Origin of the sequence: Flavobacterium noncentrifugens, from assembly GCF_900100375.1 — a bacterium.
In the GTDB taxonomy this organism is placed as follows: Bacteria; Bacteroidota; Bacteroidia; order Flavobacteriales; family Flavobacteriaceae; genus Flavobacterium; species Flavobacterium noncentrifugens.
In genome coordinates this window covers 42,135-58,363 of the sequence record NZ_FNEZ01000003.1, presented here as the reverse complement: position 1 = coordinate 58,363, position 16,229 = coordinate 42,135, and the positions used below count along the sequence as shown (strand labels likewise).

The 16,229-nt window shown below is 43.5% G+C and carries 11 protein-coding genes; 4 read left to right on the top strand and 7 right to left on the bottom strand.

What is annotated here, in order from left to right; translation table 11 throughout:
* Positions 1-147: 147 nt before the first annotated feature.
* Both BLS32_RS09890 and BLS32_RS09885 read right to left on the bottom strand, forming a co-directional pair.
* Positions 148-912 carry an SDR family NAD(P)-dependent oxidoreductase gene (locus BLS32_RS09890; protein WP_091394939.1) on the bottom strand — a complete coding sequence of 255 codons (765 nt, stop codon included), beginning with the start codon at positions 910-912 and terminating at the stop codon, positions 148-150.
* 101 nt (positions 913-1,013) lie between these two features.
* Positions 1,014-1,952 carry a helix-turn-helix domain-containing protein gene (locus BLS32_RS09885; protein ID WP_091394936.1) on the bottom strand — a complete coding sequence of 313 codons (939 nt, stop codon included), beginning with the start codon at positions 1,950-1,952 and terminating at the stop codon, positions 1,014-1,016.
* A gap of 134 nt (positions 1,953-2,086) precedes the next feature.
* Here BLS32_RS09885 and BLS32_RS09880 point away from each other — a divergent pair, with 134 nt between their 5' ends.
* Positions 2,087-2,383, top strand: coding sequence for a hypothetical protein (locus tag BLS32_RS09880; protein WP_091394933.1), 297 nt, complete (start codon positions 2,087-2,089; stop codon positions 2,381-2,383).
* Positions 2,384-2,431: 48 nt separating this feature from the next.
* On the opposite strand, the gene BLS32_RS09875 is transcribed toward BLS32_RS09880, so the two are convergent.
* The 3 genes from BLS32_RS09875 to BLS32_RS09865 all read right to left on the bottom strand — a co-directional run bounded on the left by BLS32_RS09875 (position 2,432) and on the right by BLS32_RS09865 (position 12,662).
* Positions 2,432-2,968, bottom strand: a complete 537-nt coding sequence (locus BLS32_RS09875) for an outer membrane beta-barrel protein (RefSeq protein ID WP_255314674.1) — start codon at positions 2,966-2,968, stop codon at positions 2,432-2,434.
* 345 nt (positions 2,969-3,313) lie between these two features.
* Positions 3,314-4,888 carry a T9SS type A sorting domain-containing protein gene (locus tag BLS32_RS09870; RefSeq protein WP_091394928.1) on the bottom strand — a complete coding sequence of 525 codons (1,575 nt, stop codon included), beginning with the start codon at positions 4,886-4,888 and terminating at the stop codon, positions 3,314-3,316.
* Positions 4,889-4,985: 97 nt separating this feature from the next.
* Positions 4,986-12,662, bottom strand: a complete 7,677-nt coding sequence (locus BLS32_RS09865) for an Ig-like domain-containing protein (protein ID WP_139171737.1) — start codon at positions 12,660-12,662, stop codon at positions 4,986-4,988.
* Positions 12,663-12,942: 280 nt separating this feature from the next.
* Between BLS32_RS09865 and BLS32_RS09860 the strand changes: the two genes are divergently transcribed.
* A complete protein-coding gene (locus BLS32_RS09860) occupies positions 12,943-13,332 on the top strand; it encodes a hypothetical protein (RefSeq protein WP_170227594.1) in 390 nt (129 codons plus the stop codon).
* 35 nt (positions 13,333-13,367) lie between these two features.
* Positions 13,368-14,024 (top strand): DUF6766 family protein, encoded by a 657-nt coding sequence (locus BLS32_RS09855; protein ID WP_091394921.1) that lies wholly within the window; start codon positions 13,368-13,370, stop codon positions 14,022-14,024.
* Here the strand turns inward: BLS32_RS09855 and BLS32_RS18460 are convergent, their stop codons facing one another.
* Positions 14,025-14,195: a hypothetical protein gene (locus BLS32_RS18460; RefSeq protein ID WP_170227593.1), complete on the bottom strand. Its 171-nt coding sequence runs from the start codon at positions 14,193-14,195 to the stop codon at positions 14,025-14,027.
* A gap of 2 nt (positions 14,196-14,197) precedes the next feature.
* Positions 14,198-14,617 (bottom strand): response regulator, encoded by a 420-nt coding sequence (locus BLS32_RS09850; RefSeq protein ID WP_091394918.1) that lies wholly within the window; start codon positions 14,615-14,617, stop codon positions 14,198-14,200.
* 162 nt (positions 14,618-14,779) lie between these two features.
* Between BLS32_RS09850 and BLS32_RS09845 the strand changes: the two genes are divergently transcribed.
* Complete coding sequence (locus BLS32_RS09845; protein ID WP_091394915.1) at positions 14,780-16,192, top strand: DUF2252 domain-containing protein; 1,413 nt, start codon at positions 14,780-14,782, stop codon at positions 16,190-16,192.
* Positions 16,193-16,229 lie beyond the last annotated feature (37 nt).

Sequence of the window (16,229 nt, the reverse complement as noted above, 5' to 3'; positions counted from 1 at the left end):
GGTTTCTGTTTTATAATTGCTTTTTTGCAGCACTAAGTTAATGAAAGTTCGCAAACGAGCTTATTCGAATTTCTATTAATTCTTGTATGATATAATGACAATAAAAAACCCTTCCGAAAGAAAGGGCTTCATTTTTGGATGGAAAGATTAAAGGCTCATTCCGCCTGAAACTTCAATGCGCTGGCCGTTGATCCATTTGGCCTCATCGGTACATAAAAAGGCAACGACACCGCCGATGTCACCAGGCAAACCAACACGTCCGAGTGCCGTGAAACTTGCGATCTGGTCGTTGACTTCTTTGTCGTCACGTACATGTCCGCCGCCAAAATCGGTTTCGATGGCACCCGGCGCGACGACATTGGCAGCAATGCCGCGGCTTCCCAATTCTTTGGCGAGGTATCTTGTGAGCACTTCGACAGCACCTTTCATTGATCCGTAAGCAGACGAACCCAGGTAAGAAAAACGCGCCAGTCCCGAAGAAATGTTAACGATGCGTCCGCCGTCATTCAGGTAAGGCAATGCTTTTTGGGTGAAGAAAAATACCCCTTTGTAATGGATGTTCATCACGCCGTCGAACTGCTCTTCTGTGGTTTCTGCGAATGGCGCATACAAAGCCGTACCTGCGTTGTTGATGAGGAAATCGAATTTTGGGCTTCCGGTATTTTCTTCGAGATGAGCAGATGCTTCTTTGAAAAAGGCATCGAAAGATTTGATGTTCGAAGTGTCGAGTTGGTATGCGATTGCTTTTTGGCCCAATGCCTGGATTTCAGCCACGGTATTTTCAGCTTCCTGTTTATTGCTGTTGTAAGTCAGGATCACATCGATTCCTTTTTTTGCAATGCTGATTGCCATATTTTTGCCCAGTCCGCGGCTTCCGCCGGTAACCAGTGCAATTTTAGTTTTTGCTTCCATCGTTGATTTTGAATTTAATTATTTGATAAGGCAAAGGTCGGCATAAAGTCAGTGCGGTTGTTTGCAAGCATCAATCCGTTTTTTGTAAAATTCAAATCACATTACGAACGAAAAGCCAAAGGCGCAACGGTAGCCTGTTTTTTAAAGAAGTTTGAAAAATGCGCGACTTCCTCAAAACCTAAAGAATAGGCGATTTCAGAAATGTTCCAGTCGGTTTGCCGCAACAGGATTTTTGATTCCTGCAACACACGGTTGTTGATAATTTCGGTTGTCGTGTGGCCGGTATGTTCTTTAAGTACTTTGTTTAAATGATTGACGTGTATCGCAAGCCTTTCTGCATAATCGCGAGCCGTGCGCAGGCTGAGTTTCTGGTGGCGTGATTCAATCGGGAACTGGCGTTCGAGCAATTCGATGAACAAGGAAGCAACGCGTGAAGAAGCGTTGTTGCCCGAATATAAAGTCGTTACCGGCTGTAGCTTCTGGCCGTGGTGAATGAGTTCGATTACATAATTGCGCAACAGGTCGTATTTATAAGCATAATCAGAACTGATTTCCTTTTGCATTTTCTGGAAAATCACTGCAATTTCATCGGCTTCTTCATCGGTAATCTGGAATACGGGATAGCCGCCGGAGCGAAATATTGGAAGTTCGTCGAGTACCAATCCGCTTTTATTCCGGATCAGGAATTCATCTGTAAAAATGCAAAAACTCCCCGACTGGTTTAAATCCTGCGGAACCCAATGGTAAGGCACTTTTGGCGTGGCAAACAGCAAAGCATTCTTTTCAATATCGATAACCTTATCGGCATATTCAGTCCTGTTTTTCCCACGAATCAGGCTGATTTTGTAATACTCGCGGCGGTTGTACGGCATCGTAGCTTTGCGTTTGACCGCTGCGATGGTTTCGGCAATATCGAATACATTGAAATGCCCGATCTCTTTGTTGATGCCGGGCGGCAAAATCGTGCTGATGTCTTTTCCGGTAAATGCGGCCGCTTCCTGGTAAAATTTATCGAGCGTTGTGCTGGCAAAGTCTTTCATGAGGCGAAGTTTGTAAAATTCAAATATACGATTGTTTTATTTGTTTTTCGTCGGACAAACTAAAAATCCATATATTCGTGAGCTAAGCTTTCAGAAGAAAAGCATTAAATAGCTATTAAAACAATTTACATCCAATGAAAAAAATCCAACAACTCGGCATTTTCTTATTATTCGCGTTTTCAACTTTACAGGCTGCCCCAGCATTTCACAGCATTGACGGCGGTTATTTTGACGTGTACCTCAAAAATAATTGCTCTAAAACCGTTGAAGTCACGGTTCGTGCAGATGGTTCTTCATCGGTATCAAAATACAATGCCAACGACAAAACAAAAGTGCCGGTAAAAGCCGGTTACGAAGTGTATGTTGATGGCAAATTATTGCTAAAATTCTCTGATTCAGACAGTGGAAAAGAAATCAGCCTTTGCAAATAAAAAAGCATTTTAAGCAGGTTTCATTTCGGATATCCAAATGCAACCTGCTTAAAATTTATATTGCAATCCGAAAGTTGGCGTATCAAAAAAGTTTTTAAATACATTTAAATCGCCGCTAAAGCCTGAAATTGTTGCCTTTGAATGATCCTGATCGTTTTCGATTTTCATGTTGCTGTATTCTAAAACGTTGGCAAGCGTAAACGAGATCGCGATTTTGGACGTTACAAAATAATTGATGCCCAAGTCTAAGGCTGTGCTAACGCCTTTTACAGTCGTAGATTCTGTTTCATTGTCTTTTGTTTCTTTCTCTTTTATGGATCCGAAACCGGCGCCGAGTTCGGTATACGCATCGAAGCGCTTGCCGAGTTTCAGGAAATAATACCGGGCAAAAATATTGGCAGCAAAGCCATTTCCTTTCATTTCCTGAACATCGTCAGGTTCGCCCACAACATTAGAAAAGCGTGTCGTGGTTTGTTTGCCACTGAGGATCGAAAACCCGATTCCCGCTGCCAGTTTATCTGTAAAAAAATAACCGGCTTTCGGGCTAAAAGTAATGCTGCTTAATTTTTGTTCGCCACGGTCTATTCCTTCTTCTTCAGCAGTCGTTTTGCCACTGGAAAATGATAGCTGGCCTTCGATAAAAATAGTGCTTTTTGTAAATCCATAAACAGGATTTTCTTTTGATTACTGTGCAGTTGCCAATGTGAATGCCATCAGGGCTGCGATTGTGATCATTTTTTTCATGAGCTTGTTTTTTTAAATTTAAGCCAATGTAGAAATGATGCCGGAGGATTTGAAATGAAACTAAGGCAATGGTAGGTTTGGGTAAATGAAGCGTAAATTTGAAATTGGATAAAATAAAAGCCAGGAGATTCCCGGCTTTTATTTTTTAGATTTTTCGTTGTGGATTTTATTGAACTGCTAAGAATGTTATTTCACAATTTTTAGTGTTTTTAAATATTTGTTGTCCACATAAATTTTCAAAAAGTAAATGCCTTGTTGAAGGTTGAATTGCAGTACGGTGTTCTTTTCGATATTTTGCCCCTTCGGAAAGTTTTGATTGCTGAGTAATTTGCGAATCATTAACCCTTTTGCATCAAACAAATCGACAGTTATTACTGATTGTTTTTGAAGCTCAAAAAATAAAGCCGAATTTTCAGTAATCGGATTTGGGCTTACATACATTTTATTGTCATTGGCTACAGCCTCATTTGTCGATAACAGGGGATCATTATTGACCCTTACTAAAACCTGTTCGCCTTTATCACCGGCAAGGATGATTTTATTGTCTTCCTGGATCACCATGGTCCTCACGTATTCATGACCGCTTCCAAAGGTTGTTGAAAATAGTCCGTTTGTTCCAAATGAAGTGTTCAGAATGCCCTCTTTAGAGTAACTTTGAAGACCAAAATCATAATCCGTAGGCTTTCCATAAGTTAAAGCCAAAATGAGCTGGTTGTTTTTATCAAAGGCAATTCCGTATGCAAAGCTTGTAATAGGCACACCGTTTACATTACCAAAATCTTTTATCAGTGTTCCGTTGTTTGCAAAAGTAGGGTCAATTGTTCCGTCAGAATGGTATTTAACCATGAAAGCATTGTATTTTGTTCCATTAAAAGTACCGCCGCTGGCATAAATGGAGCCATCAGTTCCTATGGCACAATTGAACAAATCGGCAATTTGGTTTAGGGCAACTTCGACAAATCCGGTGCCGTCTGAGCCAAAAGAATTGATCAACTGCCCGTTGCTGTCATATTTTATGATTAGGTACTTGCTGATAATGAAAGTACGCCCAACAGCAATGATAGCTCCGTTGTCAGTAAATTGCATATCGGTGATTTCGCCTCTGTAAATTCCTGCGGTGTACACGTAGCCATCGACTCCAAAAGTCGTGTCGAGACTTCCGTCAGAATTAAACCTGATAAGTCCCGGAGTGTCCATATTTGGGTTGCTTAGTATCGTAAATAGGCCGCCTGCAATAATTTTTCCATCTTCCTGAATCAATACAGCGTTTAGGCTCTGGGAATAATCCAGTTCAATGATTTTGATGCCGTCTCCATCAAACGTATTGTCTAAAGTCCCATCAGTATTGTATCTGACAATCATCATGTTGCTGCTAAGGTTACTGTTTTGAGCAGGTAAAGCAGTCCCTACGACCACAATTTTACCGTCGGCCTGTAACGCTACACTTTCTGCCATGCAATGATCGCCTCCTAAAACACTTACTGATCCGTTTGTACCAAAAGAAGCATCAAGATTACCATCTGTAAGGTAACGTGCAATCAAGAATGAGGAGCCTGGAGCAATCGAATAGGTTTGCCCAACAGTAACTAATTTGCCGTCTGGTTGCAACACAGAATCGTTTGCACCGGCATTGCCGCCAAGATTATTGGATACTTTTCCGTTGATGCCATAAGTCGTGTCAATTGTGCCCGGCTGTGCAAATGCCGAAGCGGCGATCGAAAGCATAGCAATAAGAAGCCCCGTGGATATTTTATTTTTCATTTTGAAGTTTGTTTATGATACCACCTACATGCAGTTTTTAACCGTTGCAAACTTACTAAAAAAATGTTAAATTAAATGGAAAATTACTTAGGCTAAATTATTTAATCAACACTTTCTGAACCACTTGATTTCCATTTTTCAATCGAACTCTTACGATCAGCACTTGCGTGGCAACATCAAGCCTTACTGTTTTGAACAGTTTAACATCTAAACGCTGTGCTGTGAAAATCTGTTTTCCACTAATGTCAAAAACTGCAACCGACTGTATGGAAGTTCCTGCCGTGCCCACTTCAATTTGTTGGTCTTTTGCGATGATGTAGGCATTTGAAACATCCGCATCAGCGGTTCCTAAAATTTCAGGATCTACAAAACGCAACTCGAAGCGCGCATCAAAAATCCCTGTAACCGAAGAGAATGCATAACTTCCTGTTTTTAAATTGTGGTAGCTGTTGTCTGCTCTGTCGACAAGGTAAACGACAGCGTCATTGTTAGAGAAAAGTCCGTCGAGCTGTTCCAATGCAATCGAGAAAGTTCCTGCCATATTTGCACTATAACCCAATGGAATTATTTGTTGGTTGTCAAAAGGAAGTGCGCGGCCCTGGATCGCCAGTTTTGAATCGTCGAGAATAGAGTAGAGTGTCACGCTGTTTCCGGCAGCCATTGTGAGGCCGTCATATTTGGGGTCTTTTCCATTGGTTGCACCGGGAATAAATCCTACAAGCGTTTCACCAAAAGCACCCTGATTGTTTGAAATGCTCAGCCAAACCCTACTTTTTATATTTCCAGTTGGATCTATCGGATTGGTACCCGTATTTTTGAAAAACTGGTTGTTGCTGTTGGCCAGGCGCATCGAATTCTTGAAAGTTGCGGTGTAACTTCCATTGGCTAAAGCCGAATTTGCCTCAATGAAAAAGGCCTGTCCAGCCGCAATTTTTCCAGTTGGCGTGCCACCGCCAGAAACTGCAGATGCCATCGTTTTGATTCCGCCCGTCAGGTTGTATTTCGCATAATCATCGGCTGCATAAACATAGAGGTTTGATTGCGGCCCGGCGCTTGTAATCGCTGTGTTATGTGTCCATAAATAAACCGTTCCTTCAACGATATTCGTATTCGCGGCATCGGTAATAAAAGCATCTACATCAATAGCCGACGGATACGGATTTCCAATCAGGTTGAATGTTCCTGTGCCTTTTACAATATCGGTTTCTATGATTCCATTGTTTGGAACACCTGTGAATGTACCTGCATAAACACCATTGGTTGCGTTGGTATTCGACCAGTCTGCCGGTGCGCGGATGATGTATCCTTTTCCGGCTTCCATCGCACCGTTTCCATTCATTACAGTCTGCCAGCTGTTAAGGGCAGGGCTAAAATAGTAATATTTGTCAAATCGGGTATTTGGAGACAGATTGTAAAGCGTCATGTCTTTTACAGGCGAAGACCAATAGGTAAAATCAAATCCTTTCATGGCGGCAGAATTTCTTTTAACGATCACATTACCGCTGTTGATCGCACTGTCATCTACCTGAAGCAAACTCGCATTGTTCTCTATAATCAGTTGCGCAGTTGGTGCTACGACCACATTTTTCTGTACAGTCATGGTGATGCCGGCCGGAATCGTCATTGTTGCAGTTCCGGTAACCTGGCAGGAACACACATTGATCGGCGCATTTAAGGCAAGGTTGTTTCCAACTACAATTGTCGTTGTAGTATTTGGCGTTCCGCTCCACGAACCATTGTAAGTCACGGCCGTTGGCACGTTGATCAATACTGATTCTGAATATTGCGTCTGTCCACAGGAACCGCTCGATACTTTCGTACGGTAATAAAGTGTCTGTGTCAGTCCTGTAGCTTGGTAAGTTAATCCTTGTGCGCCTGAAATATCAGAGAAAGTGAGGTTGTCAGCAGAAGATTGCCATTGCACCACTCCGGCACTTCCGATAGCCGTTAACAAAATCGAATTGGTTCCCGAACATACGCTTGTCGATGGCAAAGTCGTCCCCGAAATCTTGATGCTTCCAGCCTGTGCATAAGGCAAAACCGTTACAATTATCACATTGCTTACCGCAGAAGAACATTCGGTCGTAGCCACCGAAGCCCTGAAATAACGTGTGGCACTTAGATTCGAAGTCGCGTAATTATCAGATGTTGCTCCTGAAATATCTGTAAAAGCAGTACCATTTGAAGATTGCTGCCACTGAATGTTTCCGGTGTAGCCGCTCAGGCTTAAAGTCGCCTGGTTTACGCCCACGCAAAGCGTCGCATTCCCCGAAGCCGTTCCGGCCACACTCGCAGGTCTTACGAAAACCATCACCGCTGCCGTGCTTACCGAAGTACACGCGCCACTGCTGATAAAAGCTTTGTAATAAGTCGTCACCGCCAGGTTTGTTGCCGTATAAGTTGCCAAAGTCGCACCAGAAATATTCGTAAAAGTATTGTTGTCTGTAGACCATTTCCATTGGATAGTTCCTGTGTGTCCGCTCAAGGTCAGTACGGTCGAATTTACTCCAGAACACACGGTAGCTGCGCCCGAAATAGCACCGGCTACCGCTATCGGATCTACCGTGATCGCACTACTTGAAGCAGAAATTGTAGAACACGGGCCATTGGTCACACGGATTTTATAATAAGTGGTCGCCAAAAGGTTTGTTGCGGTATAAGTTGCAGATGTTGCGCCGCTAATGTCGTTAAATGTGCTGTTGTTAGAAGAAGACAGCCATTGGATCGAACCGGTGCTTCCGCTAATGGAAAGCGTTGTGCTGTTCGTTCCGCGGCACACTGCGCCTGCGCCTGAAATCGTTCCCGGATTTGGAGACGGATTTACGGTAATGCTGGCTGACGCCGAAAGGACCGCAGGACAGCTTCCGTTTGTTGCAGAAGCGCGGAAATAAGTTGTTGCAGCTAAATTCGCAGCCGTATAAGTCGCCGCATTTGCACCTGTAATATTCACAAAAGTATTGTTGTCTGCAGAAGATTGCCATTGCAAAATTCCTGAATAGCCGCTTAAAGTGATCGTGGTGTTATTGGTTCCCGAACACACCACGGTGCTGCCCGAAATTGTTCCGGCAACCGACAATTGGTTCACCGTAATCGCCACCGATGTACTCAAAGCCTGCGTACAATTTCCGTTGCTGACCCGTACGCGATAGTAAGTGGTTGCGGTAAGGTTGGTCGCATTAAAGGTGCTTGCTGTAGCGCCGCTGATGTCGTTAAACGTACTGTTATTTGCAGATGATTGCCATTGGATCGTTCCAATGTAACCGTTTACAGATAGTAATGTGCTGTTTTGTCCGGAACAAACGGTCGCTGTGCCACTTACCGTTCCGGCCACAGAAGCAGCAATTACGGTAACATTCATCACATTGGTAATGACGCCACTACACGCACCATTGGTTACCATTGCCCTAAAATAAATAGTCGCATTAAGGTTTGTCGCAGTATACGTGGCGCTTGTCGCGGATGTGATGTTGTTCCAGTTGGTATTATCCGAAGACGATTGCCATTGTATAGTTCCTGTATTTCCACTTAATGTTAAAGTGGTGCTGTTGGTTCCGGCGCAAACCGTATTGTTTCCACCCGAAATGCTTCCGGCAACCGATAGCGCAGATAAGGTTACAGTAGCTGTTACTATTGGCGTATAGGCATAATCTGTTGTAGTACCGACGGTTTCCATACAATTCCCGGCACTTTTTCTTCGTACCCAATAGGTGGTGTTTACCGATGGCGTCACGATAATCGATTCAGTAGTATTGGGTAGTGGGTTCACTCCGGCAACTGTCCCGATTCCCCATTGGTATGTGCTTCCTGGCGAACTGTTACCACCTGCAGCAGTAAGTGTTGTGCTGCTTCCGCTGCAAATTGCTGTTTGTCCTGTGATGCTGGCAGGCGCTGTAGAGAAATTGGTACAAGATGTATAACTGAAAGCGATCAGGTAATTTCCGGTATCCTGTCGGTATTCGATCACGAGGCTTTTTGTACCATCCAAATAAACAGAATAACTATCACCGGTATATCCTGCAGGATAACTCCATCTTGTAATGGCCCATGTTGCTCCGCCATCGACACTAAATCGCATTCCGTCATCTGCAGAAATATTAAAGGTATAATAACCTGGGGCAAAAGTTTTTTGCATTTTGTATCTGACAGTAAATCTTGTTACAAAGCTTGAACAAATGTTTGGTCCGGTAAGTGGCGTATTGTATCCGCTTGAAGACATTGAAAAAGCATCCGAAGGTGTTGTAATATAACCCACATATTTGTACGGACTCACAAAAGCCGCAGCCGGAGTACCTGCACTACTGGTCGAAGCATAGACATATCCAATCCATGAGTTGTTGCCATAATCGTTTGTATTACCAGCCGGAGTTGCGCCGGTCAGCGGTGTGATCGTAACCGTTCTATACAAAGCGGCGGTATAAGAATCGCACGCAGAGTTGTAGCGGCGAACCCAATATGTTGTATCAGAAGTTGGTCCTACTACAACGGCATTTCCTGTCGAGCCGGCGATGATGTTTAAGCCTGCAACAGTTCCGGTTCCCCACTGGTAAATGCTTCCGGTTCCTCCGGTTGTCCAAATGGTTGTATTTGTTCCTGCACACATGCTGGTATTTCCAAGTATGGCTGTTGGCGCTGTAACAGTGGCCGTAGCAGCGTTACAATAATTGAAAAAGTGCCGCGGATTTTGCGTATTGATATTGAAAAACTCAATGACCATATTATAATTCCCCGCTGCCAGGGTAATGTCATCTGAATCAGTCGTATTGTAAGCGGTTGCAGTATCCCATTTGTTGATGATCCAGGTTGCTCCGCCATCAAGGCTCAAACGGTATCCGCCGTTGCTTCCCACTATAAAACTATAACTACCTGCCGTAAAGTTTTTTGTCAGCCGGTAACGGTAAGCGCCTTTAAAAGCAGAATAATATGCCGAACACACGTTGGCTCCCAAATTAGACGCATACAGGTAATTGTCAAAAACAAATCCACTTGTTGTAAATCCTTGGTAATGTGTAGTGAATGCATTTGTAGGTACCACCGTAGCTGTGCCATTATGTTGCGTATAAAAATAAACCCGCCATGTGGTTCCTGTTCCATAAACGGTAGGATCTCCGGCAGGCGTACAGATTGAAAAGGTGATCGGCGCACTATAAGCCACACAACTTCCTGAACCGACAGCAACCCTGTAATATGTCTTTGCAACAATATTCGTTACCGTATAACTCGTTGCAGTCGCGCCTGAAATGTTCGTATAAGTCACATTGTCAGCAGAGTTTTGCCATTGGAAAGTCGTTCCGTTGTATCCTGAAACGGTCAGTACATTGCTATTGTAACTCGCCGGAACGGTAATGCTTGTTCCCGTAACGCCTGTAATGGCAACCGTTCCCGATTGTGTAGTGGCATTTACCGCCATTAAAACCGATGGGGAAAATGCTGATCCGCAGGTTCCGTTTGTGGTTTTTACTCGGTAATAGGTCGCTGAGGTAAGATTTGTAATCGTATAAGTCGTGGCTGTTGCCGATGCAATATCCGTGAATGTTGTATTATCCGCAGACGATTGCCATTGGATCGATCCGGAATATCCGTTTAGCGTAAGCACGGTTGAATTGTTTCCCGAGCAAACCGTTCCCGCGCCAGAAATCGTTCCGCCAACTGGCGCTGAAAAAGTTAAAATGACTGTATTTCCTGCAACAGCCGGACAGCTTCCGTTTGAAACCAGCGCTTTATAATACGTCGTAGCTGCAATATTTGTAGCGGTATAGCTTGCCGAAGTCGCATTTGTGATATTGGTGAAAGTAACGTTGTCAGTTGACAATTGCCACTGTATGTTTCCGTTGTACCCGCTTAAGGTAAGTGTTGTTGAATTCGTCTGCGAACAAAGCGTTGCTGCGCCCGAAGCCGTTCCTGCAACCGTGGCATTGCTTACGATCACACTGTTGCTTGCAGTATAAACCGGCGCGCAATTTCCACTGGAAACCACCACACGGTAATAAGTCGTTGCAGTTAGGTTTGTTGCGGTATAATTGGCTGAGGTTGCTCCTAAAATATTTAAAAAAATACTGTTATCTGAAGAAGATTGCCATTGCAAAGTTCCGGTGTAACCCGTAATTGCCAAAGCAGTGCTGTTTGTTCCCGAGCAAACTGTTGATCCGCTATTGAGCGTTCCTGCAACCGGCTGTGGTGTAACCGTTACCGTTGCTGACGCACTATAAACTGCCGTACAGTTTCCACTTGAAACCATCACGCGAAAATACCTGGTTTGCGTCAGGTTGTTGGCGGTATAAGTTGCTGAGGTTGCATTTGTAATGTTGGTAAATGCGGCATTGTCAGTTGACGATTGCCATTGGATGCTGCCTGTTTGGCCGTTTGCCGATAACATAATGCTGTTGGCTCCAGCACAAATATTTCCTGCGCCTGAAATGCTTCCTGCGACCGGCGTCGGGTTTACGACTATGCTCACAGCATTACTAAAAGAAGCTTCACACGGACTGCTGGATGCTTTGATCCTGAAGTATGTAGTCGCATTTAAATTGACAGCGGTATAAGTGTTTGATGTCGCTCCCGAAATATCTATAAAAGTGCTATTATCTGAACTTTTTTGCCATTGCAAGGAACCCACCGATGTCGTCACGCTGAGGTTTGTACTGTTGGTGCCCGCACAAATTCCCGCAGATCCGCTCACCGTTCCAGCGCTGCTTAAAGGCTTTACCTGAATCGTAACTGTTGCCGAAGTGGCCGTTGCACAACTGTTGTTTGTCACTTTTACGCGGTAATACATTTGGGCAAACAGGTTTTCTGTAGTCAATGCTGGTCCGGTTGCACCTGTGATGTTTGTAAAATTGCTATTGTCTGAAGATTTTTGCCATTGGATAGAACCTACATAACCTACTGCTGTCAATTGCGCCGGGGTGCCGTAACAAATGCTGGTCGATCCGGTAAACGAAGTCGGCGCGGTTGAAGGTTGTGAAACCGTAATTGTTTTTACAACGCCGCCTGTTGCATTCACGCCGCAACTTCCATTATCGATGCGTCGCACCCAATACGTGGTATCGGCAGGTGGATTGACGGTCAAGGTGTTGGCCGAATTTCCGGCTGATATAATATTGAGTCCAATTGTATTTCCGGTTCCCCATTGATACGTAACACCAGTTGCGGCAAAACCTCCGGCTGCCTGTAAAACAAGCGAACTTCCGGTACAGATTTCGTCGCTGGCGATGATTTGCGTTGGTGCCGTTGACGGATCCGGGCAAGGCGTAAAGCTCACGGAAACACGTGCGTTTGCGGTATTTTCAAAATATTCAAGGACAAGTTCTACATCGCCATTCAATTGGTAAGTCGCAGCATTTGTAGTGTAAGGATGATCGGTCCAGTTTGAGATCAGGAACGTATTTCCGCCGTCGAAGCTCAGCCTGTAACCGCCGTCGCCGCCAACCTGGAAGCTGTAATAACCCGCTGCGAAGTGGTGTTTCATTTTGTATCTGATCGCGAATTGATCGGAATAGGAACCGCAAAGATTGCTTCCACTTACGGCACCCGATCCAAAATTATGGTCAAATTGTGTAGATTCTGTGACATAACCGCGATAAGTGGTCGTAAAGCAGTTTGAAGGCGGATTTGCACCATCAGTATTTGCATAAACATACCCAATCCAGGTGTCATTGCCTGCGGTAATTTGGTCACCCGGAGCAGTCGGACATTGCGCATGGCTCTTTACAGTCAATAACAATTGTAGTAAAAAAATGGCGATCAGAATTTGTTTGCATTTTTGAATAGATTTCATCGAATTGGATTTTTTGGTTAAAATCATCGACCAAATGTATAATAAATCCGATTAAGTGCAAATTTTAGAAATTTTAATTTCTTTTTTCCTACATATAATATAGTTTGCTTAATCATATAATATTTTGATAATCAAGATATTATAAAATTTAACTTTTTTTAAATTTTGTAGTCTATCTTCTTCAAACACAAGAAATTACTTACAATTATTTTTATTAGTGTAGGAATTGAGTATTTAAACTTACAAGAATCGAATGAAAAACTATAAAACAACTATTCCCATGAAAATTACCTTTATTAAAAAAAACATGATACTTACGAAAGAAGAAATAGGCACGGCATTGTTTGAAAACGGAGTGGCCGCGAATGAACCATTTTTATGGTTTGGAAAAGATCCGGAAACGGGAGAATTGTCGATACAGAAAAACCAGTCAGATTACAATGCTTATGTCCGTCATCTTAACAGCATCGGCATTGAATATGCAGAAGAATTGGATCTGGAACAATTTACAGGCATTCATGCCCAGGGAATCACGGTAATCGTATTTAAGATCAATCCTGAGAACGAGCTTTCGATCGGCCACAATGAGTTTGCCGATTTTTTCAATATCGAATACGGTCAATCTGAAGAATTCATCATTATAAAAATCCATTACAAACTAAACGATTGATTTCACTTGGCTTCAGCCAATAAAACGCAGCCATCATGAAAAAATTTATCAAGCACAACAGCCTTTCGATTGTATTCATAATCCTGTTTGTGATCGCGATTGCAGGCCAGGTTTTTTTCGGACTTAAAGAATACAACAAAGCGCTGAAAGAAGAAGGCGGAACTGAAGTTTCGCTAAGCGAATATTTCACCAGCGGGCATTTCGTAGAATCGACTTTCGAAAACTGGGAAAGCGAATTCCTTCAAATGGGGCTTTTCGTATGGCTGACGATTTTCCTGCGCCAGAAAGGCTCGTCCGAATCTAAAAGTTGCGACCATCCCGAAGAAGTTGACCGTGAACCCGATCCGAATAAAAAAGATGCACCTTGGCCAGTTAAAAAAGGTGGGATTTTTCTTGCGGTCTACAAACACTCACTCACACTTTCGCTGTTGGTTTTATTCCTGTTGTCGTTTGTGCTGCATTTCTGCGGAAGCCTGGCCGATGAAAACATCCACAATAAATTAAAAGGCGAAAAAACCATCAGTCACGTCGAATATTTAAGCAGTTCGCGATTTTGGTTTGAATCGTTTCAAAACTGGCAAAGCGAATTCCTCTCTGTTTTTGCGATTATCGTGCTGTCGATTTACCTTCGCGAAAAAGGCTCGTCGCAATCAAAACCTGTCGATGCGCCGCATAGTGAAACCGGGGAATAATCAGGATTCTGCAATTTCCAGTTCGGTTTCCATGAATTTTGCAGTGACAATATTGCCTTCTTCATCTTCCCATTGCGTCAGCACGTTTTCAATAAGGTCGGGCTCGAAACCCACCACTTCCATAATTTGGCTGCTGAACTGCCTTTGTACTTTTTGTCCGATGCTAAACATAATTACACTTTTGTATTGTTTCTGTGATTTAAATTTTCAAGTATGATTCCTGGCAAGTCATTAATTTCCTCAAGTGTTGTGGGTTTCAGCAGGAATTTCACATTCGGGTTATTGCTGAATTTTTCCTTTTCAGCTTCATTGATCGTACCTGAAATGATAAAGGTGAACAGTTTTGGCGCGGTATTTTGTGCTATCAATTCGGCTAAAACTTCGGTTCCGGTCATCATCGGCATGTACATATCCAAAAGCAAAATGTCTGGAATGTTGGCTTTTTCAACAATTTCATCCATGACTTCTGCCGAAGATGAAAAACAGCCCATAAGCTCGAAATGCTCATTTTTTCGGAATAAAAATCTCAGGAATTCCCGGTCGTCAGGATCGTCATCTGCAACGAAAATTTTTAGTGGTTTGGAATGTTCCATAGTGCAGTTTAAGAGTTTGGTATATAGCAAATATCCTACAATTTTTAGCGGTCATTGTTACACTTGTAATCGTTACAGTTGTACAATTTCATAACAATAAGCTGCAATGTTGAAAATCATGTAACAGTTTCCGAGCTAAATTTATCCTACAAATAAACAATCATGGAAACGGAAAACGACCCAAAAACCAGTGTCCCGGAACTCAAAGCGGCAAAGAAAGAAAAATTCAAATCTGGAAAACGTCTCAGAAAGCGGTGTCCGAGAAAATCACACGCCATATTATGTACAGACGACCGCCCCGATACTTTAGACATTCATCAGGAACAAACCAAAAACCGCATCGGGTTGCTGCTGCCCATTTATTATGAAAGAATGCTCGAATCGCCTTTTGGTTATTACCGTGGTGCCGCTGCTGTCATGGCTGCCGATCTTTCGCGTTGCAACGCAACGGGCCTGCATTTGCAGATTTGCGGCGATTGCCACCTGATGAATTTTGGTGGGTTTGCGACTCCGGAACGCAAAATCATTTTCGACATCAATGATTTTGATGAAACCACGATTGCGCCCTGGGAATGGGATGTCAAAAGGCTTGCTGCGAGTTTTGTTATCGCCGGTTGTTCTAAGGGATTTTCCCGGAAAGACTCTAAAAATGCTGCGCTTGCTGCAGTTAGAAGTTATAAAAAGCACATGCGAAAATATGCCGGAATGTCGGCTTTGCAGGTTTGGTATGCCGATATTAGTTTCAGTGCCCTAATCAATGCTGAAAGTGGTGGTGCGATCATGAAAAAATTCAACCGCAAACGACTTGAAAAAGCGATCGAAAATACACCACACGAACGCGAATTTGAAAAACTGACCCATGAAATAGGCGGTAAAATAAAAATCATCGATGCGCCGCCATTGCTGTTTCATGTGAAAGAAGAACACCAGGCCACATTTTTTGCGCAGGTTGAACAGGCCTATGAAAATTACCTGAACACGCTGAGCCATGACCGCCAGATTTTACTTAACCAATACAAAATCATCGACATTGCAATGAAAGTCGTGGGCGTGGGAAGCGTGGGCAAATGGTGCGGCATTATTTTACTGATGTCAGATTCCGGCGATCCGTTGTTTTTACAATTTAAGGAAGCGCATCCGAGCGTACTTGAGCCTTATACGAATGCCTGCGAATTTCAAAACCAGGGACAACGTGTGGTCGAAGGACAAAAAATCATGCAGTCGGCATCAGATATTTTTCTGGGTTGGACTACCGGCGATACCGGCCGCGATTACTACATCCGCCAGATGCGAGACGCCAAGATTACACCCGACCTCGATGCAATGGATCGCAATAATTTCATGGCTTATGCCGAATCCTGTGGCTGGGCGCTCGCACAAGCCCACGCGAGAACAGGCGAAGCGGCCACGATCAGCGGATACATTGGAAAGAGCGACACTTTCGCAAAAGCGATTGCGAAATTTGCATTGGCCTACAGGCAGCAAAATGAAAGCGATTACAATTTGCTTTTTAAAGCGGTTGAAGATGGTACGATCAGCGCCAAGCCGTCATCCGGAAGTTCATTTCCGTCCTGATTTAAATTCGGAAAATTCAGGATTTGTTTAAATTGCA

Bases quoted from the DNA above. Each gene is read 5' to 3' on its own strand.
- BLS32_RS09870 (WP_091394928.1), bottom strand. From the start codon at position 4,888: ATGAAAAATAAAATATCCACGGGGCTTCTTATTGCTATGCTTTCGATC.
- BLS32_RS09860 (WP_170227594.1), top strand. From the start codon at position 12,943: ATGAAAATTACCTTTATTAAAAAAAACATGATACTTACGAAAGAAGAA.
- BLS32_RS09885 (WP_091394936.1), bottom strand. From the start codon at position 1,952: ATGAAAGACTTTGCCAGCACAACGCTCGATAAATTTTACCAGGAAGCG.
- BLS32_RS09890 (WP_091394939.1), bottom strand. From the start codon at position 912: ATGGAAGCAAAAACTAAAATTGCACTGGTTACCGGCGGAAGCCGCGGA.
- BLS32_RS09850 (WP_091394918.1), bottom strand. From the start codon at position 14,617: ATGGAACATTCCAAACCACTAAAAATTTTCGTTGCAGATGACGATCCT.
- BLS32_RS09865 (WP_139171737.1), bottom strand. From the start codon at position 12,662: ATGAAATCTATTCAAAAATGCAAACAAATTCTGATCGCCATTTTTTTA.
- BLS32_RS09880 (WP_091394933.1), top strand. From the start codon at position 2,087: ATGAAAAAAATCCAACAACTCGGCATTTTCTTATTATTCGCGTTTTCA.
- BLS32_RS09855 (WP_091394921.1), top strand. From the start codon at position 13,368: ATGAAAAAATTTATCAAGCACAACAGCCTTTCGATTGTATTCATAATC.
- BLS32_RS09845 (WP_091394915.1), top strand. From the start codon at position 14,780: ATGGAAACGGAAAACGACCCAAAAACCAGTGTCCCGGAACTCAAAGCG.
- BLS32_RS18460 (WP_170227593.1), bottom strand. From the start codon at position 14,195: ATGTTTAGCATCGGACAAAAAGTACAAAGGCAGTTCAGCAGCCAAATT.